Genomic DNA, 22,910 nt, shown 5'->3' with positions numbered 1-22,910 from the left:
ATTTCAATGTTAGTTGAACTCGCTGTTGTCTAGGCATAGAAGCAAGATGCTGCGCTATTGCAGCAATGCCGTTAAACACAGGGAGTTCAACTCATGAAGGTGAAGTCAATTTGTCTCGGTGTGCTGATGTTGGGATATGTTCTTCCCGGAATCCGGGATGCACGGGCTACGGAAATAACGGCTAGTTTCACGGCCACTGCGGAATGGGGCTCAGTCGAATCAGCCCTTTCAAAGGCCATGTGGACAGCGAGAACCATGGCGTCAAGGCAAGGCTACAGAGATTGTGTGCTTGCGCGGTATGTGTACTGGCGGCCAAGAGGCGGTTTTTGGCAGGTCACTGCGATAATGACCTGCAAGAAGACACTCAGGTAGCCTTATCCGCGTACGAGCCCATGGCTCGTGTCATGGGCTCGTCAGAAAAGGAAGAAGATTTCGAGCTTTGCAGGAAGGCTGTCTCGGAAATTGTGCCGCCAAATGCTGGGTGATGATATTGATATACAGAATATGAAAATCCCGGAGCACGAAACGGCCATCGCCGCGATCGTCGTCACCCACGAAAGCGCCAGCACCATCGACGACTGCCTGCAGCGCCTTCGCGATGCGGTGGACGTGGCGGAAATCCGGGTGGTGGACAATGCATCCAGCGACGACACCGTGAGCGTGGTCCAGCGCCATGCGCTGGCGGATCCGCGCGTACGCTTCGTCGCCAATCCGGACAATCCGGGCTTCTCGGTCGGCTGCAACCAGGGCGCGGACGATTCGGCATCGCCCTGGCTGGCGTTCGTGAATCCGGATCTGCAGGTGTTGCCGGATACCCTGGCCCGATTGCGCGATCTGGCGGCCGCCACCGGTGGGGAAGCGTTGCTGGGTGCGGATCTGGTGGACGAAGCCGGGATTCGAGACACCGCCGCGCGTCGCCGCGATCCGGATTTCGCCGCGATGTTGACCGCGCCGGGCGCCGCCTCGCGATTGGGCGTGGAGGTGGACGATGCGCAGGCGCTGCAACCGCTGGAAGCACTCTCCGGCGCGCTGATGGTGATGCCGCGTTCGCTGTTCCGCCGGCTTGGCGGGTTCGACGAGGGCTATCGGTTGCACGCGGAGGATCTCGATCTGTGCCGGCGTGCGCGTATGGCCGGCGCATTGGTGGCCGTGGCCAACCGCGTGCGCGTGGTGCATATCCGCGGCGTCTCCAGTCGCGCGCGGCCGTTCTTCGTGGAATGGCACAAGCATCGGGGCCTGTGGCGGTATTTCGGCAAGTTCGAGGCCAGCCAGCGTGGCGTGGGAGTGCGCATCGGAGTATTCGGTGCGATCTGGGCGCATTTCGCGACGGTGGCGCTGCGGTTGCTGTTCCGTCGTCGCTGACCCCGCCGGGGCCTGTCGTCGCGGCGGCGGACACGGCGCATGCGCCTGGAACGCGTGGAGTATGCTGACGGCGCTCCCGCACGGCCCGGCCCGATGATCATCACCTCGCTGCTCGATACCGATCTCTACAAGTTCACGATGATGCAGGCGGTCCTGCATCACTATCCAGCCGCGCAGGTGCAGTACCGCTTCAAGTGCCGCACGCCGGGCGTCCCGCTGGCGGACCATCTCGATGAGATTTCCGCGGAAATCGATGCGTTGTGCACGCTGCGCTTCCGGACCGATGAACTCGATTATCTGCGCGGGCTGCGTTTCATCAAGTCGGATTTCGCCGATTTCCTCGGCCTGTTCCACCTGGATCGCAAATACATCCGGTTGCGGGCCTCACCGACGATTCCCGGGGAAATCGAACTCGACATCGTCGGTCCCTGGCTTCACACCATCCTGTTCGAGGTGCCGCTGCTGGCGATCATCAACGAGGTCTGGTTCCGCCATGCGGGCGTTGCCGACGTCGCGGAAGGCGAACGCCGGCTGGATGCCAAGATCGCGCGTCTGCGCGAAGGCGGCGAGGATTGCGTCATTGCCGACTACGGCACCCGGCGCCGTTACTCGCGGGATTGGCATGCGCGCGTGCTGCCGATTCTCAAGGCTGGGCTGGGGGCGCAATTCGTCGGCACCAGCAATGTGTACTTCGCGCGCGAATACGGCATGACCCCGCTGGGCACGATGGCGCACGAATGGCTGCAGGCATTCCAGGCACTGGGTCCGCGCCTGCGCGATTCGCAGGCGGTGGCTTTCGATATCTGGGCCAAGGAATATCGCGGCGATCTGGGGATCGCGTTGTCGAACGTGGTGGGCCTGAGGGCGTTCCTGCGCGATTTCGATCTGTACTTCTGCAAGCTGTTCGACGGCATGCGCCACAATTCGGGAGAGCCGCTCCAATGGGGTGAGGAAATCCTCGCGCACCTGGAAAGAATGCGCATAGATCCGCGCACCAAGACGCTGGTGTTCAGCGATGGCCTGGACGTCGAGAAAGTGCTGCGGCTTTACGAACGCTTTCGTGGCCGCTGTCGGCTGGCGTTCGGCATCGGCACCAACCTGACCAACGATCTGGGGCCAACCCCGTTGCAGATTGTCATCAAGATGATCCGCTGCAACGGTCAGCCGGTCGCCAAGCTGAGCGATTCGCCCGGCAAGAGCATGTGCGAGGACGAGGGCTACGTGCGTTATCTGCGGCAGGTGTTTGAACTACCGAACGTGGAGGAAACGGCATGATTCATCCCATCCTGAAAATGGGTGACCCGCGGCTGTTGAAGGTTGCCAACCCGGTGGAACGATTCGATACCCCGGAACTGCAAGCACTGATCGCCGACATGTTCCAGACCATGGCCGCGGCTGGCGGCGTCGGCCTGGCGGCGCCGCAGATCGGCGTGGACCTGCAACTGGTCATCTTCGGCTTTGACAACAGCGATCGCTATCCGGATGCGCCGCCGGTGCCGCGCACCATCCTGCTCAATCCGGTGATCGAGCCGCTGTCCGACGAGATGGAGGATGGCTGGGAAGGTTGCCTGTCGGTGCCGGGCCTGCGCAGCGTGGTGCCGCGCCATCGCGCGATCCGCTATCGCGGTTTTGATCCACAGGGCCATCCCATTGATCGCGAGGCCGAAGGCTTCCACGCGCGGGTGGTGCAGCACGAGTGCGACCACCTGATTGGCCGGTTATATCCCTCGCGCATCCGCGACTTCAGCCAGTTCGGCTATACCGAGATCCTGTTCCCCGGTTTGCAGGGTGACGACTGAAGCAAGGGGGCCGGGATATCCGCCAAAGGCTCGCGCCGGGACGGCGCTCCTACACCGCGAAGGTAAAACCCAGGGTAGGAGCGGCCTCCGGCCGCGAGCTCTTCCGCCGGTTTCCGCAAAACAACATCGTCACCCTACGCCAACGCGTAGCGCAGGATGAACAACCCGGCCACCAGCCACACCGCCGGATGCACTTCGCGCCAGCGGCCGGTGCCGAGCTTGAGCGCTGCGTAGGCGATGAAGCCGAACGCCAGGCCGTTGGCGATGGAGTAGGTGAACGGCATCGCCAGCGCGCACAGCGCGGCCGGCACCGATTCGGTCAGATCGCTCCAGTCCACGTCGACCAGTTCGCGCAGCATCAGGCCGGCCACGTAGAGCAGCGCGGGCGCGGTTGCGTAGCCTGGGACCATCGCCGCCAGCGGCGAGAACAGCAGGGCTACCAGGAACAGCAGCGCCACCACCAACGCGGTCAGGCCGGTGCGTCCGCCGACCTGCACGCCGGATGCGCTTTCGGCATAGGCGGTGGTGCTGCTGGTGCCCAGCAGCGAACCGGCGATGATGGCGCCGCTGTCGGCGAGCAGTGCGCGGCCAAAGCGCTTCTGCCCATCCGGCAGTTTCAGCAAGCCGGCGCGTCCGGCCACGCCGTAGAGCGTGCCGGTCGCGTCGAACACTTCCACCAGCACGAACACCAGCACCACCTGCAACAGCACGGCGATCGGCGTGCCGTCGTCGCGATGCAGCAGGCCGGGCAGATCCAGTTGCAGCCAGGTCGGCGCCAGGCTGGGCGGTGCCGCGACGATGCCCTGGTAATCGACATAGCCGAACAGTCCGGCGAACGCCGTCACCACCAGGATGCCGATCAGGATCGCGCCGCGCACGCCACGTGCTTCCAGCACCGCGATCAGCAGGAAGCCGCCCAGCGCCAGCAGCGGTTCGTGCGAATGCAGCGTTCCCAATGCGACCAGCGTGTCCGGATTGCCAACGATGACCTGCGATTTCTGCAGCGCGATGATCGCCAGGAACAGGCCGATGCCGGCGACGATCGCCGCGCGCAGCGACGGCGGGATGCCGGCGACCAGCCAGGCGCGTACGCCGGTGAGGCTGAGCAGCAGGAACACCAGGCCGGAGATGAACACCGCCGCCAGCGCCTGCTCCCAGGGCAGGCCGGCCGTACCGACCACCGTGAACGCGAAGAACGCGTTCAGGCCCATGCCCGGCGCCATGCCGACCGGGAAGTTCGCGGCGAACGCCATGATCAGCGATCCGAGCGCGGCCGCCAGGCAGGTGGCGACGAACACCGCGCCCGCATCCATGCCGGTGGTCGAGAGGATCTCCGGATTGACGAAGACGATGTAGGACATCGTCAGGAACGTGGTGGCGCCGGCCAGCAGTTCGGTGCGGACGCTGGTGCCGTGCTCGCTCAGGCGGAACAGGCGATCAATGGACATGGGGCTACCTCTTCATCCGGGGGCAGGGTACCGCAGCGCGTGCCGCGACGGATGCCCGGCGAGCCGGGATGAAAAAAGAATGGGCCGGATTCGGGGGAATCCGGCCCTTCGGGATTTATTGCCGGTGGACGATGGATCCCCGCTTTCGCGGGGATGGCGGTTCGGCAAAACCGTGGCCGTTGCCGGCCACGGGCCGAATCGTCACTTCAGTGCCTTGAAGCGCAGGCGATGCGGCTGCGCGCCTTCGGCGCCGAGGCGGCGCTTCTTGTCTTCCTCGTACTCGCGGTAGTTGCCCTGGAAGAACTCCACGTGCGAGTCGCCCTCGAAAGCAAGGATGTGGGTAGCGATGCGATCCAGGAACCAGCGATCGTGCGAGATCACGAAGGTGTTGCCGGGGAATTCCAGCAACGCGTCTTCCAGTGCGCGCAGGGTTTCGATGTCCAGGTCGTTGGACGGTTCGTCGAGCAGCAGCACGTTGCCGCCCTGCAGCAGGGTCTTGGCCATGTGCAGGCGGCCGCGCTCACCACCGGACAGCGAACCGACCAGCTTCTGCTGGTCCTGGCCCTTGAAGTTGAAGCGGCCGATGTAGGCGCGCGACTGGATTTCCACGCCGTTGATGTTGAGGATGTCCAGGCCGCCGGAGACCTCCTGGAAAACGTTGTGGTTGCCTTCCAGCTTGTCGCGGCTCTGGTCGACGTAGGCCAGCTTGACGGTCGGACCGATGTTGATGGTGCCGGAGTCGGGCTTCTCCTGTCCGGTGATCATCTTGAACAGGGTCGACTTGCCGGCGCCGTTCGGGCCGATGATGCCGACGATGGCGCCGGCCGGGACCAGGAAGCTCAGGTCGTCGATCAGCAGGCGGTCGCCGAACTTCTTGGAGACGTTCTTGAACTCGATGACGCTGTTGCCCAGGCGTTCGCCCGGCGGGATGAAGATTTCGTTGGTCTCGTTGCGCTTCTGGTAGTCGACCGACTGCAGTTCATCCAGGCGGGCCAGGCGCGCCTTGCCCTTGGAGCGGCCGCCCTTGGCGTTCTGGCGCGACCATTCCAGTTCCTTGGCGATCGCCTTCTGGCGCGCCTTTTCCTGGTTCTCTTCCTGCTTCAGGCGCTCTTCCTTTTGCACCAGCCAGTCGGTGTAGTTGCCCTTCCACGGAATGCCGCGGCCACGATCGAGTTCCAGGATCCACTCGGCCGCGTTGTCGAGGAAGTAGCGATCATGGGTGACCGCCACCACGGTGCCGGTGTAGCGGGCCAGGAACTGTTCCAGCCATTCCACCGACTCGGCGTCCAGGTGGTTGGTCGGCTCGTCGAGCAGCAGCATGTCCGGCTTCTGCAGCAACAGACGGCACAGCGCGACGCGGCGCTTTTCGCCGCCGGACAGCTTGCCGACGATGGCGTCCCACGGCGGCAGGCGCAGCGCGTCGGCGGCCACTTCCAGCTGCTGTTCCAGCATGTGCGCGTCACCGGCGGCGAGAATCGCTTCCAGGCGCTGCTGCTCGGCGGCCAGCTTGTCGAAGTCGGCGCCTTCCTCGGCGTAGGCGGCATACACCGCGTCCAGCGCGGCCTGCGCCTGCAGCACTTCGCCGACGCCTTCCTCGACCGCTTCGCGCACGGTCTTGTTCGGATCCAGTTCCGGTTCCTGCGCCAGGTAGCCGACCTTGATGCCCGGTTGCGGACGCGCTTCGCCCTGGAAGTCGGTGTCCACGCCGGCCATGATCTTCAGCACGGTGGACTTGCCGGCACCGTTGAGGCCCAGCAGGCCGATCTTGGCGCCTGGGAAGAACGACAGCGAGATGTCCTTGATGATCTGGCGCTTGGGAGGAACGATCTTGCTTACACCGTTCATGGTGTAGATGTATTGCGACATGGGGCTCTCCGGAACCGGGACGCGCCGAGCCCGGCCGGATGGCCTGGGACAGGGCGGGAAGACAGGGATTATCCCGCAGGGTGGGGGCGCGTTGCCAGCGCGGAAGGGGCCGGCCGGGCTTTCCCCGCCGGCCGTTCAGGCCGGGAACGGCTGGAGCCGGCGGCGCGGAAACGGCCGGGGCCGGCTCAGATCCAGATGATCAGGGCCACCACCAGCGCCACGCCCAGGTACTTGAGCGTGTAGTACAGGCCCTTGCTGCGCTCGCGCAGGGCCTTGCTCTTCAGGCGCAGGGCGTAGAAGTACTTGAAGGCCCGGTTGAAGCCGCCGGTCTTGTCGCCTTCCTGGTTGGGCGAGGCGCCCGCGGCAATCAGGTTGCGGGCGACGAAGCGGTTCAGCGCCGCCGCCCAGCGGTACTTCATCGGCCGCTCGATGTCGCAGAACAGGATGATCCGGTTGCCGGCGCTGTCGTTGCGGGCGCTGTGGATGTAGGTCTCGTCGAACATGGTCCATTCGCCGTCGCGCCAGCTGTAGCGCTGGCCATCCACGTCGATGAAGCAGGCATCGTCGTTGGGGGTTTCCAGGCCCAGGTGCAGGCGCAGCGAGCCGGCGTAGGGGTCGCGATGCGGCCGCAGCTCGCTGCCCGGCGGCAGCTCGGTGAACATGGCGGCCTTCACCCCCGGCAGCTCGCGCAGCAGGGCGGTGGTGACCGGGCACAGCTCGGCGGCGGACGGATGGGCGTCGTCGTACCACTTCAGGTAGAAGCGCTTCCAGCCGCGCCGGAAGAACGAGTTGAAGCCGACGTCGGTATAGCCGTCGGCGGCCTTGATCTGCTGCATTTCACGCAGGTGCCGGGCCTCGGCGCGGATTTCCTGCCAGCGGGCGCGCAGCGGTGCCAACTCGGGAAAATGCTTGTCCGGGTCCAGGAACGGGGTGGTCGGCACCCGCGAGCAGGCGTACATCAGCACGTTGATGGGCGCCATGAAGGTCGAGTGGTCCAGCAGCTGCCGGCCCAGGCGATGGCGCACGCGTCCGCGGAAGTGCACGTAGACGGCGCAAGCGACGAACAGGAAGACGAGAACCCATTTCACGGTCGGGGGCATCCAGTGGGGAGGGGACCGGCTGGCGGAGGGGCTGGCGGGTCGGGCGGCGGGGTCGCGGTCGGGCGAATCCGCCCATTGTCGGGCAGAACGGGCCTGGTGGCACCTGTCCGAGTTGGCCGCCATACGCCCGTGGGCTAATATTTCAAGTCTTATCCCGACCGCCTGAACGCCGGTCCGCCGGTTCGGCCTGGTCTCATCTTTCCTTCAGCTTCCCCTTGCGAGGCCCCGCGAATGTTCCCCAGCACCACCCGTATTGCCGGATTCGATGACGAACTCGCCCAGGCCATCGCCGCCGAGGCCCGTCGCCAGGAGGACCACGTCGAGCTGATCGCCAGCGAGAACTACGCCAGCCCGCGGGTGATGGAAGCCCAGGGCAGCGTGCTGACCAACAAGTACGCCGAAGGCTACCCGGGCAAGCGCTACTACGGCGGCTGCGAGTACGTCGACATCGCCGAACAGCTGGCGATCGACCGGGTCAAGCAACTGTTCGGCGCCGACTATGCCAACGTGCAGCCGCACTCCGGCTCGCAGGCCAACCAGGCAGTCTATTTCGCGCTGCTGCAGCCGGGCGACACCATCCTGGGCATGTCGCTGGCGCATGGCGGCCACCTGACCCACGGCGCCAAGGTCAATGCCTCGGGCAAGCTGTTCAACGCGGTGCAGTACGGCGTCAACGACCAGGGCCTGATCGACTACGACGAAGTCGAGAAGCTGGCGCTGGAGCACAAGCCGAAGATGGTGGTGGCCGGTTTCTCCGCCTATTCGCAGGTGATCGACTGGGCGCGCTTCCGCGCCATCGCCGACAAGATCGGCGCCTACCTGTTCGTGGACATGGCGCACGTGGCCGGCCTGGTCGCCGCCGGCGTGTATCCGAACCCGCTGCCGCACGCCCACGTGGTCACCTCGACCACCCACAAGACCCTGCGCGGTCCGCGCGGCGGCATCATCCTGGCCAAGGGCGCCGGCGAGGACATCGAGAAGAAGCTGCAGAGCATCGTGTTCCCGGGTATCCAGGGCGGTCCGCTGATGCACGTCATCGCCGCCAAGGCGGTGGCGTTCAAGGAAGCGCTGGAGCCGGAATTCACCACCTACCAGCAGCAGGTGGTGAAGAACGCGCAGGCGATGGCCGCGACCATCATCCAGCGCGGCTACAAGATCGTCTCCGGCGGCACCCAGAACCACCTGATGCTGGTCGACATGATCGGCAAGGGCATCACCGGCAAGGCCGCCGAGGAAGCGCTGGGCAAGGCGCACATCACCGTCAACAAGAACGCGGTGCCCAACGACCCGCAGAAACCCTTCGTCACCTCGGGCCTGCGCATCGGCACTCCGGCGGTGACCACCCGCGGCTACAAGGAAGCCGACTGCGTGGCCCTGGCCAACTGGATCTGCGACGTGCTGGACGCGCCCGGCGACGACAAGGTCATCGCCGGCGTGCGCGAGAACGTCACCCTGCAGTGCCGTCAGTTCCCGGTCTACGGCTGATCGGCTGACCATCGCCGCCATCGCCACGATGGCGGCGCTGCTGGTCCGGCGGCGCCGTGGCGGCACGGCTTTTTCCGCCATCCCGTCGGGCTCGCCGCCCGCGGGCCCGGGCGGATCGTGACCGGGAGCGGCAGCGGCAGTACACTCAGGCGTTCGGGTGGAGTTCCCGCCCATTGCCGCCGCTCCCCGCGGCGGAAAGCCCCAGAGCCGATGCACTGCCCCTTCTGCCAGCACACCGACACCCGCGTCATCGATTCGCGCGTCTCCGAAGACGGCGCGACGATTCGCCGTCGGCGCGAATGCGAGGCCTGCGGCGAGCGCTTCAGCACGCTGGAGAACATCGAAATCAAACTGCCCGCGGTCATCAAGAGCGATGGCCGCCGGGATGCGTTCGACGCGCGCAAGCTGCGCGCCGGCTTCGATCGCGCGCTGCAGAAGCGCCCGGTCTCGGAAGAACAGATCGAGGCGGCGGTGCGCGCGGTGGTGCACAGCATCCGCATGAGCGGCGAGCGCGAGATTCCCTCGCGGCGGATCGGCGAGTTCGTGATGAACGAACTGCGCAAGCTGGACCACGTGGGTTATGTCCGCTTCGCCTCGGTCTACCGCAGCTTCGAGGACGTGGCCGACTTCCGTGAGGAAATCGAGAAGCTCGAGCGCGATCTGCCGGCCGGTGCCGGCCAGCTTTCGCTGCTGGGCGGTGAAGTCGTGCCCTTCGACAAGAACCTCGACAAGCACAAGAAGCGCTGAGCCATGCGCATCGAATGGATTGGGTGCCACCCGCAGCACGTGGCCGTGCTGGCGCGCTGGCATCACGCCGAGTGGGGGGCGCTGTACGACGATTGGACCCTGCCGGTGGCGACCGCCGAACTGGAAGACCACACCCGTCGCGCATCCCTGCCGACCACGCTGGTGCTGCTGGATGGCGACACCCTGCTGGGTTCGGTCAGCCTGCTGATGGAAGACGCGCCGGAACTGCAGGATCGCGGCAGCCCCTGGCTGGCCAGCCTGTTCGTGTCGCCGGAAGCGCGCGGACGCGGGGGCGGCAGGCACCTGGTGGAGGCGGCCGTGGCGCATGCGGCGGCGCAGGGGGTGGAACGGTTGCGCCTGTTCACGCTCTGGCACGAGGACTTCTATTCCGGGCTCGGCTGGGAACTGGAGGAACGTGCGCAACTGCACGGCGTGCCGATCAGCATCATGGGCATCGTCCCGGCGCGCCACGTGGCGGAGTCGCCGCCGCCTTCCCTGCCGTATCCATTCCAAACCACGGGAACCCGGGCATGACCGATACCGCCGCCTTCACCGCCACCGATCACGCGCTGATGGCGCAGGCCCTGCGCCTGGCCGAGCGCGGCGCCTACACCACGAGACCCAATCCGATGGTGGGCTGCGTGCTCGCGAAGGACGGCGAAGTGGTGGGCGAGGGCTGGCACCAGCGCGCCGGCGAGCCGCATGCCGAAGTGCTCGCCCTGCAGGTGGCCGGCGAGCGCGCCAGGGACGCGACCGCCTACGTGACCCTGGAACCGTGTGCGCACACCGGTCGCACCGGTCCCTGCGCGGATGCGCTGATCGCGGCGGGCGTCACCCGCGTCGTCGCGGCGATGCGGGATCCGTTCCCGCAGGTCGACGGAGCGGGCTTCGACAAGCTGCGCGCCGCCGGCATCACCGTGCAGTCCGGTTTGCTGGAGGCGCAGGCGCGCCAGCTCAATCGCGGCTTCCTGTCGCGCGTCGAGCGCGGCCGGCCGTTCGTGCGGGTCAAGCTGGCGACCAGCCTGGACGGACGCACCGCGATGGCCAACGGCGATTCCAAATGGATCAGCGGTGATGCCTCGCGCCTGGACGTGCAGCGCTGGCGCGCGCGCGCCGGCGCCATCCTGACCGGCGCCGGCACCGTGCTGGCCGACGATCCCTCGCTGACCGTGCGGCTGGAGGACGACACCCCGTTCGTGCCGCCGCTGCGGGTGGTGCTGGATCCGGGACTGGCGACCATCGCGCGCGGGCGGGTGCGCGAAGGCGACGCGCCCACCCTGTACATCCACACCGCCGACGCCAAGCCGCCGCGCGAAATCGCCGCGCAGCGCGCGGTGGCGCCGGCCGATGGCAGCAACTTCGATCTGCGCGCGGTGCTGGAGCTGCTGGCCGCGCGTGGCGTCAATGAGGTCCAGGTCGAAGCGGGCGCGACCCTGGCCGGGGCGTTCATCGCCGCCGGCCTGGCCGACGAAGTCCTGCTCTACGTCGCGCCGGTGCTGCTGGGCGACCAGGCCCGGCCGCTGTTCGCCGGCCTGGGCATCCAGAGCATGGCCGAGCGCGCGCGACTTAAGATTGTCGACGCGCGCGCGATTGGCGAGGATCAGCGCCTCCTCCTGCAACCCGTGCCCGCCACCTGAGCCAGCCCCCGACCATGGCCGCCTTCAAGGATCATTTCTCGGCGCTCGCCGACACCTACGCCAGTTCGCGGCCGACCTACCCCGACACGCTGTACGACGCGATCGGCGCGGTGGTGCCGGCCAGCGCGCGGGTATGGGAGCCGGGCTGCGGCAGCGGCCAGGCGACCCGAGGCCTGGCCGCGCACTTCGCCCACGTCCACGCCACCGATCCCAGCGCGGCCCAGATCGCGCGCCACTGGGCGCAGCGTGAGCCGATCGGCAACGTGACCGTCGCCGTCGAACTGGCCGAAACGCCCTCGCTGGCTGATGCCAGCGTCGAGCTGATCGCGGTGGCGCAGGCGCTGCACTGGTTCGACCGGCGGGCGTTCTTCGCCAGTTGCGAGCGGGTGCTGGCGCCGGGCGGCGTGCTGGCCGCCTGGACGTACCAGGACATCGTGTTCTCCGACGATCTCGCCGACGTGGCCGAGGCGGTGCGCGACGACATCGATCCGTACTGGCCGCCGGAGCGCAACGACGTGGACGTCGGCTATACCGGCTACGACTGGCCGTTCGAGGCGATGCCGGCACCGGCCGACCTCTGGCTTACCGCGGACTGGACCCTGCCGCAACTGCTGGGCTACTTCGCCAGCCTGTCCGCGACGGCGTGCTTCCAGGCCGCCACCGGCCGCGACGCCATCGAAATCCACGGCCCCGAACTGGCCGCCGCCTGGGGCGATCCTCAGCGCGTGCGGCGGATGCGCTGGCCGCTGGTCCTGCACCTGCGACGCAAGCCCGCCTGAATCCGGCCTCGCGTCGTTGCGGCCGGCGCGACACAGCGTCCGGCCGGGCGCGACGGACGGCGGTGCTACAATGCGCGCGCCGGTTTGCCGGCAACCAAGACGTCTTCAGGGCGGGGCGAAACTCCCCACCGGCGGTAGGTGCGCAAGCACGAGCCCGCGAGCGCCTCCGGCCACGCCGGAGGGTCAGCAGACCCGGTCCAATGCCGGGGCCGACGGTCACAGTCCGGATGAAAGAAGACGGCAACGCGGGCACCGCGAGGTGTGCGATGGCCTGCGCCTGCCTCAATGCCTTGGGGCGTTTTTCGCTTTTTTCATTTCCGCGAGAAACGTTCATGCTCCCAGTATTCCCTGTTGTTGTTCCCGTCCCGGCCGCGCGCGCGGAGGTGCCCTGATGTTCACTGGCATCATCGAGGGCGTGGGCGCGCTGGCCGCGTCCGAAATCCGTGGCGGTGACGTCCGCCTGACCATCCAGGCCGGAACCCTGCCGTTCGACCACGTGCAGCCCGGCGAAAGCATCGCGGTCAACGGCGTCTGCCTGACCGTGATCGATTTCGACGCCGGCTCGTTCCAGGCCGATGCCTCCAACGAGACCCTGGCGTTGACCACCCTGGGCCGGCTCAAGCCCGGCGCGCCGGTCAACCTTGAGCGGGCGATGCGGCCGACCGATCGCCTCGGCGGCCACCTGGTCAGCGGCCACGTCGACGGCATGGGCCAGGTGCTCGACATCCGCGAGGACGCGCGCGCGCAGCGCTGGCGCTTCGCCGCGCCGTCCGCGCTGCTGCGCTACATCGCCAAGAAGGGATCGATCTGCGTCGATGGCGTCAGCCTGACCGTCAACGAGGTCGACGACGCCGGTTTCGAAGTCGCGCTGATCCCGCACACCGTCTCGCACACCGCCTTCGCGCAGACGCGGGTGGGCGATGCGGTGAACCTGGAAATCGATCTGGTCGCGCGTTACGTCGAGCGCCTGCTCGGTGCGCGCGACATGGAGGCGCAGGCATGAGCTTCGCCACCGTCCCCGAACTGCTGGAAGAAATCCGCAACGGCCGCATGGTCGTCATCGTCGATGACGAGGATCGCGAGAACGAAGGCGACCTGATCATGGCGGCCGAACTGGTCAAGCCGTCGGACATCAATTTCATGGTCACCCACGCGCGTGGCCTGGTCTGCCTGTCGCTGACCCGCGAGCGCTGCCGGCAACTGGGCCTGCCACCGATGGTCCAGGACAACACCTCGCCGCACCACACCAACTTCACCGTCAGCATCGAGGCGGCCGAAGGTGTCACCACCGGCATTTCCGCCTACGATCGCGCGCATACCGTGCGCACCGCCGTGCGTCCGGATGCCAAGCCGCAGGATCTGGCCCAGCCGGGCCACATCTTTCCGCTGGCATCGCAACCCGGCGGCGTGCTCAATCGCGCCGGCCATACCGAAGCGGCCAGCGATCTCGCGCTGATGGCCGGGCTGGAACCGGCCGGCGTGCTGGTGGAGGTCCTCAATCCCGACGGCAGCATGGCGCGGCGCCCGGAACTGGAAGCCTTCGCACGCGAGCACGGCCTGAAGATGGGCTCGATCGAGGAGCTGATCCGCTACCGGCTCAGCACCGAGCACACGGTCGAGCGCGTGGACGAGCGCGACATCCAGACCGAGCACGGTCCTTTCCGCCTGTTCACCTATCGGGATCGGTTGAGCCACGGCCTGCACTTCGCGCTGCTGCGCGGCGCTGCCGTGGCTGACGTGCCCACGCTGGTGCGCGTGCACATGCAGAACCCGCTCGCCGACGCCCTGCATTGGCGCCGCGCCGATTTCGGCCCGGCCATCGGCGACGTGCTGCGCCGGATCGCCGCCGAGGAGCGCGGCGCGCTGGTGCTGCTGGGCGACGCGGCGACCCCGGACGCGTTGCTGGATCGCATCCGGGAGTGCCCGGAGGCTCCGGCCAGCCGGGCCGGCGCGCTGGCCGAATGGCGCCGCAACGGCGCCGGCAGCCAGATCCTGGCCGATCTGGGGCTGGGTCGCCTGCGCGTGCTCGGCACGCCGCGCCGCCAGGTCGGCCTGGCCGGTTTCGGCCTGGACGTGGTCGAGTACGTCGAACCCTGATGCCCGTGACCCGGCCGGCCCCCGGCGCGCGGGGCCGGCCCTGCTAAACTTCCCAACCCCCAAGGAAACCCTGCCCATGGCCCACTACGAAGGCGATCTGCGCGCCCCCGAAGGCGCCCGCTTCGCGATCATCGCCAGCCGCTGGAACGCGCGCATCACCGACGTGCTGGTGGCCGGCGCGCGCGAAAGCCTGGCTGGCAACGGCGTGGGCGAGGAAGCCATCGACGTCATCCGCGTGCCCGGCGCCTGGGAAATCCCGGTGGCCGCCGCGCGCGTGGCCGCGGGCAGCGGGCATGCCGCGATCATCGCGCTGGGCTGCGTGATCCGCGGCGATACCCGCCATTACGAGCATGTCGCCGACAGCTGCGCCGAGGGCCTGATGCGGGTGCAGCTGGATTTCGGCGTGCCGGTGCTCAACGGCGTGCTGGCGGTCGAGCGCATCGAGGACGCCGAGGCGCGCGCCGGCGGCAGCCATGGCAACAAGGGCGAGGAGGTCGCGCTCGCGGCCGTCGAGATGGCGCAACTGCTGGAACAGTTGCCGTAACCACATTCAGGCTGGAGAACCCGTGAGCCGACAGTACCGAAAAGATGGCGTCGATCCCGTGACCCGCGCGCGTGCGCGCCGTCGCGCCCTGCAGGCGCTGTACGCGTGGCAGCTGTCCGGTGGCGAGGTCGGGCAGGTGATCGCCCAGTTCGCGCACGAGCAGGCGCACGAGATCGCCGATCTCGGATATTTCGAGGACCTGGTGCGCGGCGTGGTGAAGCATCGCGCGCAGCTGGACGAGGCGCTGGCGCCGTACCTGGACCGCACGGTGGAGGAGGTCGACCCGATCGAGCGCGCGGTGCTGCGCATCGCCGCCTACGAACTGCTGCACCGCCTCGACGTGCCGTACCGGGTGGTCCTGAACGAGGCCATCGAAACGGCCAAGCGTTTCGGCGCCGAGCACGGCCATACCTACGTCAACGGCGTGCTGGATCACGCCGCGGTCGCATGGCGTCCGGCCGAGACTTCGGCGAAGGCGCGCTGAGTCCGACGCGATGCGGAGCGGATCCGCATCCCGAAATCCCCGCCCCGTGGACACCGGCGAATTCGATCTGATTGCCCACATCCGCGCGCGCGCCGGCCAGCGCGCGGACGTGGTGCTGGGCATCGGCGACGACGCCGCGTTGCTGCAAGCGCCCGCCGGCCGGCAACTGGCCGTCACCGCCGACACGCTCAACGCGGGCGTGCACTTTCCCGAAGCCACCGCGCCGCGGGACATCGGCTGGAAATCGCTGGCGGTGAACCTGTCGGATCTGGCCGCGATGGGCGCGGAACCGGCCTGGTGCACGCTTTCGCTGTCGCTGCCGGCAAGCGATCCGGCATGGCTGGACGCGTTTCTCGATGGCTTCCTGGCGCTGGCACGGCGGCATGGCGTCGCGCTGATCGGCGGCGATACCACCCGCGGTCCGCTGGCGATCGCGGTGACCGCGATCGGCACGGTCGAAGCCGGTCGCGCGCTGCGGCGCGATGGCGCCAGGGTCGGCGATGACGTCTGGGTCAGCGGCACGCTCGGCGAGGCGGCGGCCGCGCTGCATCTGTTGCCCACGCCGCCCGCCGACCTGCGCGAGCGCCTGGATCGTCCGGAGCCGCGAGTGGAACTGGGCCGCCGCCTCGCCGGTCTCGCGCACGCCGCACTGGATGTCTCCGATGGCCTGCTCGCCGATCTGGGCCATATCTGTCGCGCCAGCGGCGTGGGCGCGGAGGTGGACCTGGATCGCCTGCCGGCCTCCGCCGCGTTGGGTGCGCATCCGGCATCGGAGCGCTTCGCGTGGCAGGCGACCGGCGGCGACGACTACGAACTCTGCTTCACCGCCCCGGCCTCCGCCCGGAACGCATTGGCCGAACTCGGCGTGTCGCTCGCCCTGCCGTTGACGCGCATCGGCCGCGTCGTGGACGGCGCGGGCGTGCTGGCCCTCGACGCCGAAGGCCGCCCCTGGCAACCGCCACGCGCCGGCTATACCCACTTCTGAACCAACACGCGTAGAGCGGAGCTCGCTCCGCTGCTTTTCCAACACCGCACACCGCAGAGCAATCCCGGCGCGACAGGAAACCCACCCGGCGCCCGCGTAGAGCGGAGCTCGCTCCGCTGCTTTTCCGACACCGCACACCGCAGAGCAAGCCCGGCGCGACAGGAAACCCACCCGGCGCCCGCGTAGAGCGGAGCTCGCTCCGCTGCTTTTTCCAACACCGCACACCGCCGAGCAAGCCCGACGCGATAGGAAACCCACCCGGCGCCCGCGTAGAGCGAAGCTCGCTCCGCTGCTTTTCCGACACGCACACCGCCGAGCAAGCTCGGCGCTACAGATCCGGTTCCGCAGCCTCCAGCAAGGCAGGCAATTCGGCGGCGCCGAGGGTCACCGGACGCACCTGCGCGTTGAGCGCTTCATTGCGCTCAAGCGGCAGGTTGTCGTCCATGCGACTGCCGGGCGGCAGCAGTGGGAAATCCAGGCGCAGGTCCGCCGCGCGTGCGCCGTGGCCGGCCATCTCGCGATACAGCGCCGCCGTCACGATCAACGATGCGCGCAACGAAGGATGCAGACTGTCGTCGGTGAACAGGACGACGTCGCGATGTTCCTGCTGGTAGGCGCGCAGGCGATGGCCGGCGAACACCGGCACGGCCTGCGTCACGCGCGCGGCCTGGCGCAATCCGCCATCCAGATTGTCCTGCCAGGTCGCATCCGGTCCCCAGGTTCCCAGCAGCAGCACCCGCGCGCCGGCCTTTTCCGCCAGATCGGCGAACTGCCGGTGCGCGCGCAGGCTGTTGCGGCAGACATCCTCCTCCTTCTGCGCGGGACTGGCGGCGCAGGCCAGCACACCGCCGCGTTCCTGCAGCACGACCACGTCCCAATGGCTCCCTTGCAACGCTTTCGCCGCGGCGCCGCGCTTCCAGTGCTGCGCCAGCTCGGCCCCGGGCATCACGTAGGTTTCGGTTTCGATCAGCGGGCCATCAGCCTGCGCGCGCGCCAGGCTGCGCAATAGGCCGGGCAGGTTGTTGACGTAGATCAGGCTGTTGCCGACCAGAAGGACCCGCAGGGTGGGGCGTTCTGTCGGCGCGTTGGCGGGAGACTGCGCGGCGGCGTGGGCGATGCTCGCGCCCGCCAGCACAAGCAGCAGCCCCAGGCGCTTCACGGCGGCAGCACCTTGCCCGGGTTGAGGATGCCGTCCGGATCCAGCGCGCGCTTGACCGCGTGCATCGCCGCCAGCGTCGCCGGCGTGAAGGCCTGCGGCATGAAATCTCGCTTGGCCACGCCGATGCCGTGTTCGCCGGACAGGGTGCCGCCGAGCGACAGGGTCAGTTTGAACAGGCGCGGAAGCGCCAGGCGCGCGCGCGCGGTCTGGGCCGGGTCCTGCGGGTCATAGAGGATGTTGACGTGCAGGTTGCCGTTGCCGGCATGGCCGAACGCAACGATGGGCAGGTCGAATTCCGCCGCCATCCTCTCGACTCCACCGACCAGATCCGGGATGCGGGAAACAGGCACGACGACGTCTTCGTTGATCTTGCCGTCGGCGATCGTGCGCAATGCCGGAGAGAGCGATTTGCGCGCCGCCCACAGGCGTTCGCGCGCGATTTCATCCGGCGCTTCGTCAAGCGCGATCAGTCCGTCGCCCGCGGCCGCGGTGGCAACGGCCTCGAGTGCGTGCGGGAGGGTTTCGCGTTCGCCATCGACCTCGATCATCAGCAGTGCGCCAGCGTCGGGAATGTCGGCGCCGCCGACCTCGCGCGCCAGCCGGATACAGGCCCGGTCCATGAACTCCAGCATCGCCGGCGCGACCGGCTGCGCCATCACCCGCGATACCGCCGCCGCGGCCTGGGTGACGTCGTGATAGAGCGCGCGCAGGCTGGCGCGGCGCGGCGGCCTGGGCAACAGGCGCAGGGTGGCCTCCACGATCAGCCCCAGCGTGCCCTCGCTGCCGACCAGCAGATGGGTGAGGTCGTACCCGGTCGCGTCCTTGGTGGTGACGCTGCCGCAGGCGATCAGATCGCCGGTGCCGGTCACCGCCTGCAGGCCCAGCACGTTGTCGCGGCTGGTGCCGTACTTCACCGCGTGCGGGCCACCGGCGTTGCAGGCGAGGTTGCCGCCGATGGTGGAAACGTCGGCGCTGGCCGGATCCGGGGCCCAGAACAGGCCATGCGGCGCCAGCGCGGCTTGCAGTTCGCCGTTCAGCACGCCGGGCTCCACCACCGCATAGCGATCGCCGGCCTCGATGCGCAGGATCCGGTTCATCCGTTCGAACGACACCGCCACGCCACCGGCATATGGAATCGCCGCGCCGGTACTGCTGGTGCCACTGCCGCGGGCCACGATCGGTACGCCGTGTTCGCGGCACGCCCGCACGATCGCCTGGACCTGTTCACGGGTGCGCGGCAGGGCGACCGCGTCGGCGAGGGCGAAACGGCGCGAATTGTCTTCGCCGTAGCGGCGGCGGGCGTCGGCGTCGGTCAGCCAGCCATCGCCGAGCAATTCGCCCAGCGCGGCATCCAGTGAGGCGGGAAGGGAGGGATTCACCCGCCCATTCTAAGGGAGCGGGCCGGCCTGGGATTCAGGCATCGTCGGCGCGGAAGGCGTCCGCGATCCAGTCCAGCCGCGGGGAATCCGGATCGCCGCGGGCATCGACCACGTCAAAACGGCAGGGCAGGTCGGCATAGCGGGGATGGGCGGCGAGAAACCGCGAGGCGGCATGGATCAACCGGCGACGCTTGCCGGCATCGATCGAGCCGGCGCCGCCGCCGAATGCATCTGAACGGCGATGGCGCACCTCGACGAACACCAGCACCGCCTCGCCGCGGCGTTCATCGCACATCACCAGATCCAGTTCACCGCCGCGGTAGTTCACGTTCGCAGCCAGCGGACGCAGGCCGGCGCGGATCAGGAACCCGCGTGCGGCCAGCTCGATCCGCGCACCCTGTGCGCGGCGATCAACCGCCATCGGCGATGGGAACCACCGCGCCGCTGCGGAAGGTCGACCAGGCCGGCGAGCGCAGCACGTTGCCGAAGCCGTCCAGGCGCAGGACGCCGGTGGCGCCACGCAGGCCCTCGTTGGTGTCGTTGGTCAGCTTCTCCAGATACGCGGTCAGCAGCCAGGCGTCGTAGCCGAACGCGAACAGGCGCGCGGCCGGACCGCGCGCGGTCGCCAGGCGTTCGCCGGTCACGCTGGCCGGCGGCAGGCCGGGCACGCCGCGGGTGGTCCAGGCTTCGGTCGGGAACACGATGCCGTCCAGCGCCACGTCATCCAGTACCTTGCCGGTGCCGGACAGCAGCTGCGAGGTGGCCACCCGGCTCTTGCCGCCGAGGCCGGCAAGCGCCAGTTGCGGCGCCAGCACGCGCGCGGTCGCGCCCTTCACCGCCAGGAACACCGCATCCACATTGGCCTGCGCGGCCGAGGCCAGCGCCGCCGACAGATCGCCGGGCGTGTCGCCGACACTGAGGTTGGCCGCGACCTTGCCGCCGCGCTCGCTGAAGCGTTCGGCGAACGCCTGCGCCGCGCGCCGGCCGTTGTCGTCGGCGCCACCGATCACCAGCACGTTGCGGCGCTCGCGCTCGAGCAGGTACTCGGCGGCCATGATGCCGTCGTCTTCCGGGGTCAGCGAGAAGCCGGCCATGCCATTCGGCGGCGGCACGTTGCCGCGGTTGAGCACCAGCGTGGGCACCTTGAGCGCGGGCTCGCGGAACAGCGCGCTGACCTCGTCGCGGCCGAGCGGGCCGATCACGAAATCGGCGCCGGCGGCGACCGCGCGGCCGTAGGCGGCAATCGCGCCACCGGCGGTGCCGCTGGTGTCGAAGAACTCCACTTCCGGCCGGCGCCGGCTCTCGCCGTAATAGCCGGCCATCAGGCCGTCGCGGACCGGCTGCGCGGCGGTGGCCAGATCGCCGGACAGCGGCAGCAGCACGGCCAGCTTCACCGGCGGACGGTAGCCGTCGCGCTCGGCCGGCGGACGGTTGCCGAATTGCCATTGGTCGCGATCGAACGGACGGGGCAGCGGCAGGCCGCGCCGCAGCAGGGCGCGACCGGCGAACTTGTACAGCGGATCGCCGGCCGGCAGGGCGGCGGCGTCGCGCGCCAGGGTGGTGTCGTCCAGGCCGGACAGCAGCCGATCGATCTCGCGCGCGTTGTCGGCGCGGGCCTGGCCGGTGAGGACCGCATCCTGCCGCGCCAGCTCCGCGGCACGGGCGATGGCGGCGGAGGCCTGTCCCTTCGGCGTGGTCGGGCCGCTGACCTGGGTGGTGGCGCAACCGGCGAACAGCACGGCCAGCAGCAGCGGGGCGAGAATCCTTGCGAAGCGCATTTCCATAGGCATCGGCGGCGACAGGACGGAGGAACCGGCTACGATTCTACCCCTGCCGAAGGATCCCCACTGAATGCCCGTCGGAACCCTGTTCATCGTCGCCACGCCCATCGGCAACCTGGCCGATCTGTCGCCCCGGGCGCTGGAGACCCTCCGCCAGGTCGCCGCCATCTGCGCCGAGGACACCCGCCGCAGCGGCCAGCTGCTGGCGCATTTCGGCATCGAGCGGCCGCTGGTTGCCCTGCACGAACACAACGAGGACGCACTGGCCCAGCGCATCGTGGCGCGCCTGCAGGCAGGTGAATCGCTGGCGCTGGTCAGCGACGCCGGCACGCCGCTGGTCAGTGATCCCGGCTATCGCGTGGTGCGCGCGGCGCGCGCGGCCGGAATCCCGGTCAGTCCAGTGCCCGGCGCCTGCGCGGCGATCGCCGCGCTGAGCGTGGCCGGATTGCCGAGCGATCGCTTCGTGTTCGAGGGATTCCTGCCCGCCAAGGCGTCGGCGCGCCGGGATCATCTCGCGCAACTGGCCGGCGAAACCCGCACGCTGGTGTTCTACGAGTCCTCCCATCGCATCGCCGAGTCGTTGGCAGACATGCGCGCGGCGTTCGGCGACGAGCGCCCGGCGGTATTGGCCCGCGAGCTGACCAAACTGTTCGAGACCGTGCTGGACGGCAACCTGGCCGATCTGCAGCGGAAGGTCGACACCGACGACAACCAGCGCAAGGGCGAGTTCGTGGTCATCGTGCAGGGCGCCGGCGAGGACGCCGATGCGCAGATCGCCGAGGGACGCCGCGTCTATGCGCTGCTCAACGCGCACCTGCCGCCGTCGGCGGCCGCCAAGCTGGCGGCGGAAATCACCGGCGCGCCGCGCAAGGCGCTGTACGGACAGAAGGACTGAGGAGACTCCGGCGGGGAGCGTCGTCCTGTGGTCGCCGGGAAACTGCTAACGTGCGTGCGACTTCCGGGGAAGCCGCCATGATCAGGATCCGATCCGCGTTCGCGACGCTGGTGTTCTGCCTTGCCCCATGGACGGCGCACGCGGCCGAGCCGGCTCCCCCGAAGCAACACTTCGTCGACATGGAACAGGGCCAGCGCCTGCGGCTGGATATGTTCGAACCGCAGACCGGATCCGCGCCACGCCCGGCCATCGTGCTGTTCCATGGCGGGGGCTGGTCCGTGGGCGAGGCGTCCTGGATCCATCCCACCGCGCGCCTGCTGGCGGAGCAGGGCATGGTCGCCATCTCGGTGGAGTACCGGCTCTCGGATCAGAAGACGGTCACGCCATTCGACGCGGTGGCGGATGCGCGCGCGGCCATCCGCTGGGTCCGCGCCAACGCCGCGGAGCTGGGGGTGGATCCGGCACGGGTGGCGGCGGGCGGCATTTCAGCGGGCGGCCATCTGGCGGCATCGACGGCCGTGTTCGACGAGCCGGGAGGCGCATCGATGTCCGCGCGCCCGGATCTGCTGGTGCTGTGGTCACCCGCCGTGGCGGTGGCAAACGATGGTTGGTTCACCCGGCTCAGCGGCGGCCCCGCGCAGGCGGCGGCGCTGTCGCCGGATCGGCATGTCCGCGCCGGGCTGCCACCGGCGATCCTGCTGCAGGGGGCGGAGGACAGCGTAACGCCGGCCGCGGGCGCGGCCCGCTTCTGCGATCGCATGCGGCAGGCGGGAAACGTCTGCGAGCTGGTGATCTACCCGGCTGTGGGGCACTTGTTCACCCGCAACCTGCAGCAGCAGGAGGAGCCCGACTACAAGGCGATCGACATGGCGATCGACGCCGACGCCGACCGCAAGGCGATCGCGTTCCTGCAACAGCACGGGTTCATCACCAAACCGCGCGCGCCATGAGACAATGCGCGCGGCGGAGCCGGCCAGACAGTCGCGTCATGCGCAAGCATGCCGAGGAAAGTCCGGGCTCCACAGGGCACGGTGCCAGGTAACGCCTGGGCGGCGCGAGCTGACGGAAAGTGCAACAGAAAGATACCGCCGAACGGCTCTCCGGAGTGCGTGGCAAGGGTGAAATGGTGCGGTAAGAGCGCACCGCGAGTCCGGCAACGGACCGGCACGGCAAACCCCACCGGGAGCAAGACCAAATAGGGAGGCTATGCCGCGGCCCGCGGTGCCTCCGGGTAGGTTGCTTGAGCGTAGCGGTGACGCTGCGCCTAGAGGAATGACTGTCCAAGACAGAACCCGGCTTATCGGCCGGCTCCGCCTCATGTTTACTGGGCTTGTGCCCAGTAAACCCCAAAGTTCGCTGCGCG

Annotated in this window: 21 protein-coding genes, 1 other RNA gene, 1 pseudogene and 1 riboswitch; of the genes and pseudogenes, 16 read left to right on the top strand and 7 right to left on the bottom strand. The window is 68.5% G+C overall.

The features are described 5' to 3' along the window. The first annotated feature begins 504 nt into the window (after positions 1-504). The 3 genes from IQ458_RS16155 (at position 505) to def (ending at position 3,161) form a co-directional block, all read left to right on the top strand. Positions 505-1,362: a glycosyltransferase family 2 protein gene (locus tag IQ458_RS16155; protein ID WP_203323460.1), complete on the top strand. Its 858-nt coding sequence runs from the start codon at positions 505-507 to the stop codon at positions 1,360-1,362. 93 nt (positions 1,363-1,455) lie between these two features. Beyond that, complete coding sequence (gene pncB, locus IQ458_RS16150) at positions 1,456-2,637, top strand: nicotinate phosphoribosyltransferase (RefSeq protein WP_203323479.1); 1,182 nt, start codon at positions 1,456-1,458, stop codon at positions 2,635-2,637. Further along, a complete protein-coding gene (def, locus tag IQ458_RS16145) occupies positions 2,634-3,161 on the top strand; it encodes a peptide deformylase (protein ID WP_203323459.1) in 528 nt (175 codons plus the stop codon). Before pncB ends, def begins: the two co-directional genes overlap by 4 nt. A 134-nt stretch (positions 3,162-3,295) precedes the next feature. On the opposite strand, the gene IQ458_RS16140 is transcribed toward def, so the two are convergent. From IQ458_RS16140 to lpxO, 3 genes are all read right to left on the bottom strand, one after another. Continuing rightward, positions 3,296-4,609 (bottom strand): NCS2 family permease, encoded by a 1,314-nt coding sequence (locus IQ458_RS16140; protein WP_203323458.1) that lies wholly within the window; start codon positions 4,607-4,609, stop codon positions 3,296-3,298. Between the two features lie 201 nt (positions 4,610-4,810). Then, on the bottom strand, positions 4,811-6,475 hold the full coding sequence (gene ettA, locus IQ458_RS16135; RefSeq protein ID WP_183639071.1) for an energy-dependent translational throttle protein EttA: 1,665 nt from the start codon (positions 6,473-6,475) through the stop codon (positions 4,811-4,813). 185 nt (positions 6,476-6,660) lie between these two features. After that, the gene (gene lpxO, locus IQ458_RS16130) at positions 6,661-7,575 is read right to left on the bottom strand and encodes a lipid A hydroxylase LpxO (protein ID WP_203323457.1); all 915 of its coding nucleotides are present in this window, start codon (positions 7,573-7,575) and stop codon (positions 6,661-6,663) included. 231 nt (positions 7,576-7,806) lie between these two features. On the opposite strand from lpxO, the gene glyA reads away from it, so the two are divergent. The 10 genes from glyA to thiL all read left to right on the top strand — a co-directional run bounded on the left by glyA (position 7,807) and on the right by thiL (position 16,333). Next, positions 7,807-9,060 carry a serine hydroxymethyltransferase gene (glyA, locus tag IQ458_RS16125; protein ID WP_183639067.1) on the top strand — a complete coding sequence of 418 codons (1,254 nt, stop codon included), beginning with the start codon at positions 7,807-7,809 and terminating at the stop codon, positions 9,058-9,060. A 210-nt stretch (positions 9,061-9,270) separates the two neighbouring features. Beyond that, positions 9,271-9,807 (top strand): transcriptional regulator NrdR, encoded by a 537-nt coding sequence (gene nrdR / locus IQ458_RS16120; protein ID WP_183639066.1) that lies wholly within the window; start codon positions 9,271-9,273, stop codon positions 9,805-9,807. A 3-nt stretch (positions 9,808-9,810) separates the two neighbouring features. Continuing rightward, positions 9,811-10,341 carry a GNAT family N-acetyltransferase gene (locus IQ458_RS16115; RefSeq protein WP_203323456.1) on the top strand — a complete coding sequence of 177 codons (531 nt, stop codon included), beginning with the start codon at positions 9,811-9,813 and terminating at the stop codon, positions 10,339-10,341. Continuing rightward, the gene (gene ribD / locus IQ458_RS16110; RefSeq protein ID WP_183639061.1) at positions 10,338-11,444 is read left to right on the top strand and encodes a bifunctional diaminohydroxyphosphoribosylaminopyrimidine deaminase/5-amino-6-(5-phosphoribosylamino)uracil reductase RibD; all 1,107 of its coding nucleotides are present in this window, start codon (positions 10,338-10,340) and stop codon (positions 11,442-11,444) included. The genes IQ458_RS16115 and ribD overlap by 4 nt, the downstream gene beginning before the upstream one ends. Positions 11,445-11,458: 14 nt before the next feature. Continuing rightward, entirely contained in the window at positions 11,459-12,223 is a 765-nt protein-coding gene (locus IQ458_RS16105; protein WP_183639059.1) for a class I SAM-dependent methyltransferase, read from the top strand. Between the two features lie 97 nt (positions 12,224-12,320). Continuing rightward, positions 12,321-12,466: riboswitch (FMN riboswitch) on the top strand. A gap of 148 nt (positions 12,467-12,614) precedes the next feature. After that, positions 12,615-13,226 carry a riboflavin synthase gene (locus IQ458_RS16100; RefSeq protein ID WP_183639057.1) on the top strand — a complete coding sequence of 204 codons (612 nt, stop codon included), beginning with the start codon at positions 12,615-12,617 and terminating at the stop codon, positions 13,224-13,226. After that, a complete protein-coding gene (gene ribB / locus IQ458_RS16095; RefSeq protein ID WP_203323455.1) occupies positions 13,223-14,320 on the top strand; it encodes a 3,4-dihydroxy-2-butanone-4-phosphate synthase in 1,098 nt (365 codons plus the stop codon). Before IQ458_RS16100 ends, ribB begins: the two co-directional genes overlap by 4 nt. A gap of 76 nt (positions 14,321-14,396) precedes the next feature. Further along, the gene (gene ribH / locus IQ458_RS16090; RefSeq protein WP_183639053.1) at positions 14,397-14,864 is read left to right on the top strand and encodes a 6,7-dimethyl-8-ribityllumazine synthase; all 468 of its coding nucleotides are present in this window, start codon (positions 14,397-14,399) and stop codon (positions 14,862-14,864) included. Between the two features lie 22 nt (positions 14,865-14,886). Continuing rightward, on the top strand, positions 14,887-15,348 hold the full coding sequence (gene nusB, locus IQ458_RS16085) for a transcription antitermination factor NusB (RefSeq protein WP_425504710.1): 462 nt from the start codon (positions 14,887-14,889) through the stop codon (positions 15,346-15,348). A 46-nt stretch (positions 15,349-15,394) separates the two neighbouring features. Further along, entirely contained in the window at positions 15,395-16,333 is a 939-nt protein-coding gene (gene thiL / locus IQ458_RS16080; protein ID WP_328805206.1) for a thiamine-phosphate kinase, read from the top strand. 328 nt (positions 16,334-16,661) lie between these two features. On the opposite strand, the gene IQ458_RS16075 is transcribed toward thiL, so the two are convergent. The 4 genes and pseudogenes from IQ458_RS16075 to IQ458_RS16060 all read right to left on the bottom strand — a co-directional run. Next, the gene (locus IQ458_RS16075; protein ID WP_203323452.1) at positions 16,662-17,492 is read right to left on the bottom strand and encodes an SGNH/GDSL hydrolase family protein; all 831 of its coding nucleotides are present in this window, start codon (positions 17,490-17,492) and stop codon (positions 16,662-16,664) included. After that, positions 17,489-18,871, bottom strand: coding sequence for an FAD-linked oxidase C-terminal domain-containing protein (locus tag IQ458_RS16070; RefSeq protein WP_203323451.1), 1,383 nt, complete (start codon positions 18,869-18,871; stop codon positions 17,489-17,491). Before IQ458_RS16070 ends, IQ458_RS16075 begins: the two co-directional genes overlap by 4 nt. 34 nt (positions 18,872-18,905) lie before the next feature. Continuing rightward, positions 18,906-19,292, bottom strand: coding sequence for a YraN family protein (locus IQ458_RS16065; RefSeq protein ID WP_183639044.1), 387 nt, complete (start codon positions 19,290-19,292; stop codon positions 18,906-18,908). Continuing rightward, a pseudogene (locus tag IQ458_RS16060) lies at positions 19,282-20,529 on the bottom strand (penicillin-binding protein activator); the annotation flags it as partial. The gene IQ458_RS16065 and the pseudogene IQ458_RS16060, both read right to left, overlap by 11 nt. A 193-nt stretch (positions 20,530-20,722) precedes the next feature. Here IQ458_RS16060 and rsmI point away from each other — a divergent pair. The 3 genes from rsmI to rnpB all read left to right on the top strand — a co-directional run bounded on the left by rsmI (position 20,723) and on the right by rnpB (position 22,863). After that, complete coding sequence (rsmI, locus tag IQ458_RS16055; RefSeq protein WP_203323449.1) at positions 20,723-21,547, top strand: 16S rRNA (cytidine(1402)-2'-O)-methyltransferase; 825 nt, start codon at positions 20,723-20,725, stop codon at positions 21,545-21,547. A 77-nt stretch (positions 21,548-21,624) separates the two neighbouring features. Beyond that, positions 21,625-22,497, top strand: a complete 873-nt coding sequence (locus tag IQ458_RS16050; protein WP_203323448.1) for an alpha/beta hydrolase — start codon at positions 21,625-21,627, stop codon at positions 22,495-22,497. A gap of 15 nt (positions 22,498-22,512) precedes the next feature. Then, positions 22,513-22,863: RNase P RNA component class A (rnpB, locus tag IQ458_RS16045), an RNA gene on the top strand. Positions 22,864-22,910: the final 47 nt, after the last annotated feature.

The sequence above is a fragment of the Pseudoxanthomonas beigongshangi genome, assembly GCF_016820515.1.
GTDB classification, from domain to species: domain Bacteria; phylum Pseudomonadota; class Gammaproteobacteria; order Xanthomonadales; family Xanthomonadaceae; genus Pseudoxanthomonas_A; species Pseudoxanthomonas_A beigongshangi.
This window is presented reverse-complemented; position numbering and strand designations above follow the sequence as displayed.

What these genes read in the sequence shown, in the direction of transcription:
- IQ458_RS16155 (WP_203323460.1), top strand. Translation starts at nt 505, where the DNA reads ATGAAAATCCCGGAGCACGAAACGGCCATCGCCGCGATCGTCGTCACC.
- pncB (WP_203323479.1), top strand. Translation starts at nt 1,456, where the DNA reads ATGATCATCACCTCGCTGCTCGATACCGATCTCTACAAGTTCACGATG.
- def (WP_203323459.1), top strand. Translation starts at nt 2,634, where the DNA reads ATGATTCATCCCATCCTGAAAATGGGTGACCCGCGGCTGTTGAAGGTT.
- IQ458_RS16140 (WP_203323458.1), bottom strand. Translation starts at nt 4,609, where the DNA reads ATGTCCATTGATCGCCTGTTCCGCCTGAGCGAGCACGGCACCAGCGTC.
- ettA (WP_183639071.1), bottom strand. Translation starts at nt 6,475, where the DNA reads ATGTCGCAATACATCTACACCATGAACGGTGTAAGCAAGATCGTTCCT.
- lpxO (WP_203323457.1), bottom strand. Translation starts at nt 7,575, where the DNA reads ATGCCCCCGACCGTGAAATGGGTTCTCGTCTTCCTGTTCGTCGCTTGC.
- glyA (WP_183639067.1), top strand. Translation starts at nt 7,807, where the DNA reads ATGTTCCCCAGCACCACCCGTATTGCCGGATTCGATGACGAACTCGCC.
- nrdR (WP_183639066.1), top strand. Translation starts at nt 9,271, where the DNA reads ATGCACTGCCCCTTCTGCCAGCACACCGACACCCGCGTCATCGATTCG.
- IQ458_RS16115 (WP_203323456.1), top strand. Translation starts at nt 9,811, where the DNA reads ATGCGCATCGAATGGATTGGGTGCCACCCGCAGCACGTGGCCGTGCTG.
- ribD (WP_183639061.1), top strand. Translation starts at nt 10,338, where the DNA reads ATGACCGATACCGCCGCCTTCACCGCCACCGATCACGCGCTGATGGCG.
- IQ458_RS16105 (WP_183639059.1), top strand. Translation starts at nt 11,459, where the DNA reads ATGGCCGCCTTCAAGGATCATTTCTCGGCGCTCGCCGACACCTACGCC.
- IQ458_RS16100 (WP_183639057.1), top strand. Translation starts at nt 12,615, where the DNA reads ATGTTCACTGGCATCATCGAGGGCGTGGGCGCGCTGGCCGCGTCCGAA.
- ribB (WP_203323455.1), top strand. Translation starts at nt 13,223, where the DNA reads ATGAGCTTCGCCACCGTCCCCGAACTGCTGGAAGAAATCCGCAACGGC.
- ribH (WP_183639053.1), top strand. Translation starts at nt 14,397, where the DNA reads ATGGCCCACTACGAAGGCGATCTGCGCGCCCCCGAAGGCGCCCGCTTC.
- IQ458_RS16065 (WP_183639044.1), bottom strand. Translation starts at nt 19,292, where the DNA reads ATGGCGGTTGATCGCCGCGCACAGGGTGCGCGGATCGAGCTGGCCGCA.
- rsmI (WP_203323449.1), top strand. Translation starts at nt 20,723, where the DNA reads ATGCCCGTCGGAACCCTGTTCATCGTCGCCACGCCCATCGGCAACCTG.
- IQ458_RS16050 (WP_203323448.1), top strand. Translation starts at nt 21,625, where the DNA reads ATGATCAGGATCCGATCCGCGTTCGCGACGCTGGTGTTCTGCCTTGCC.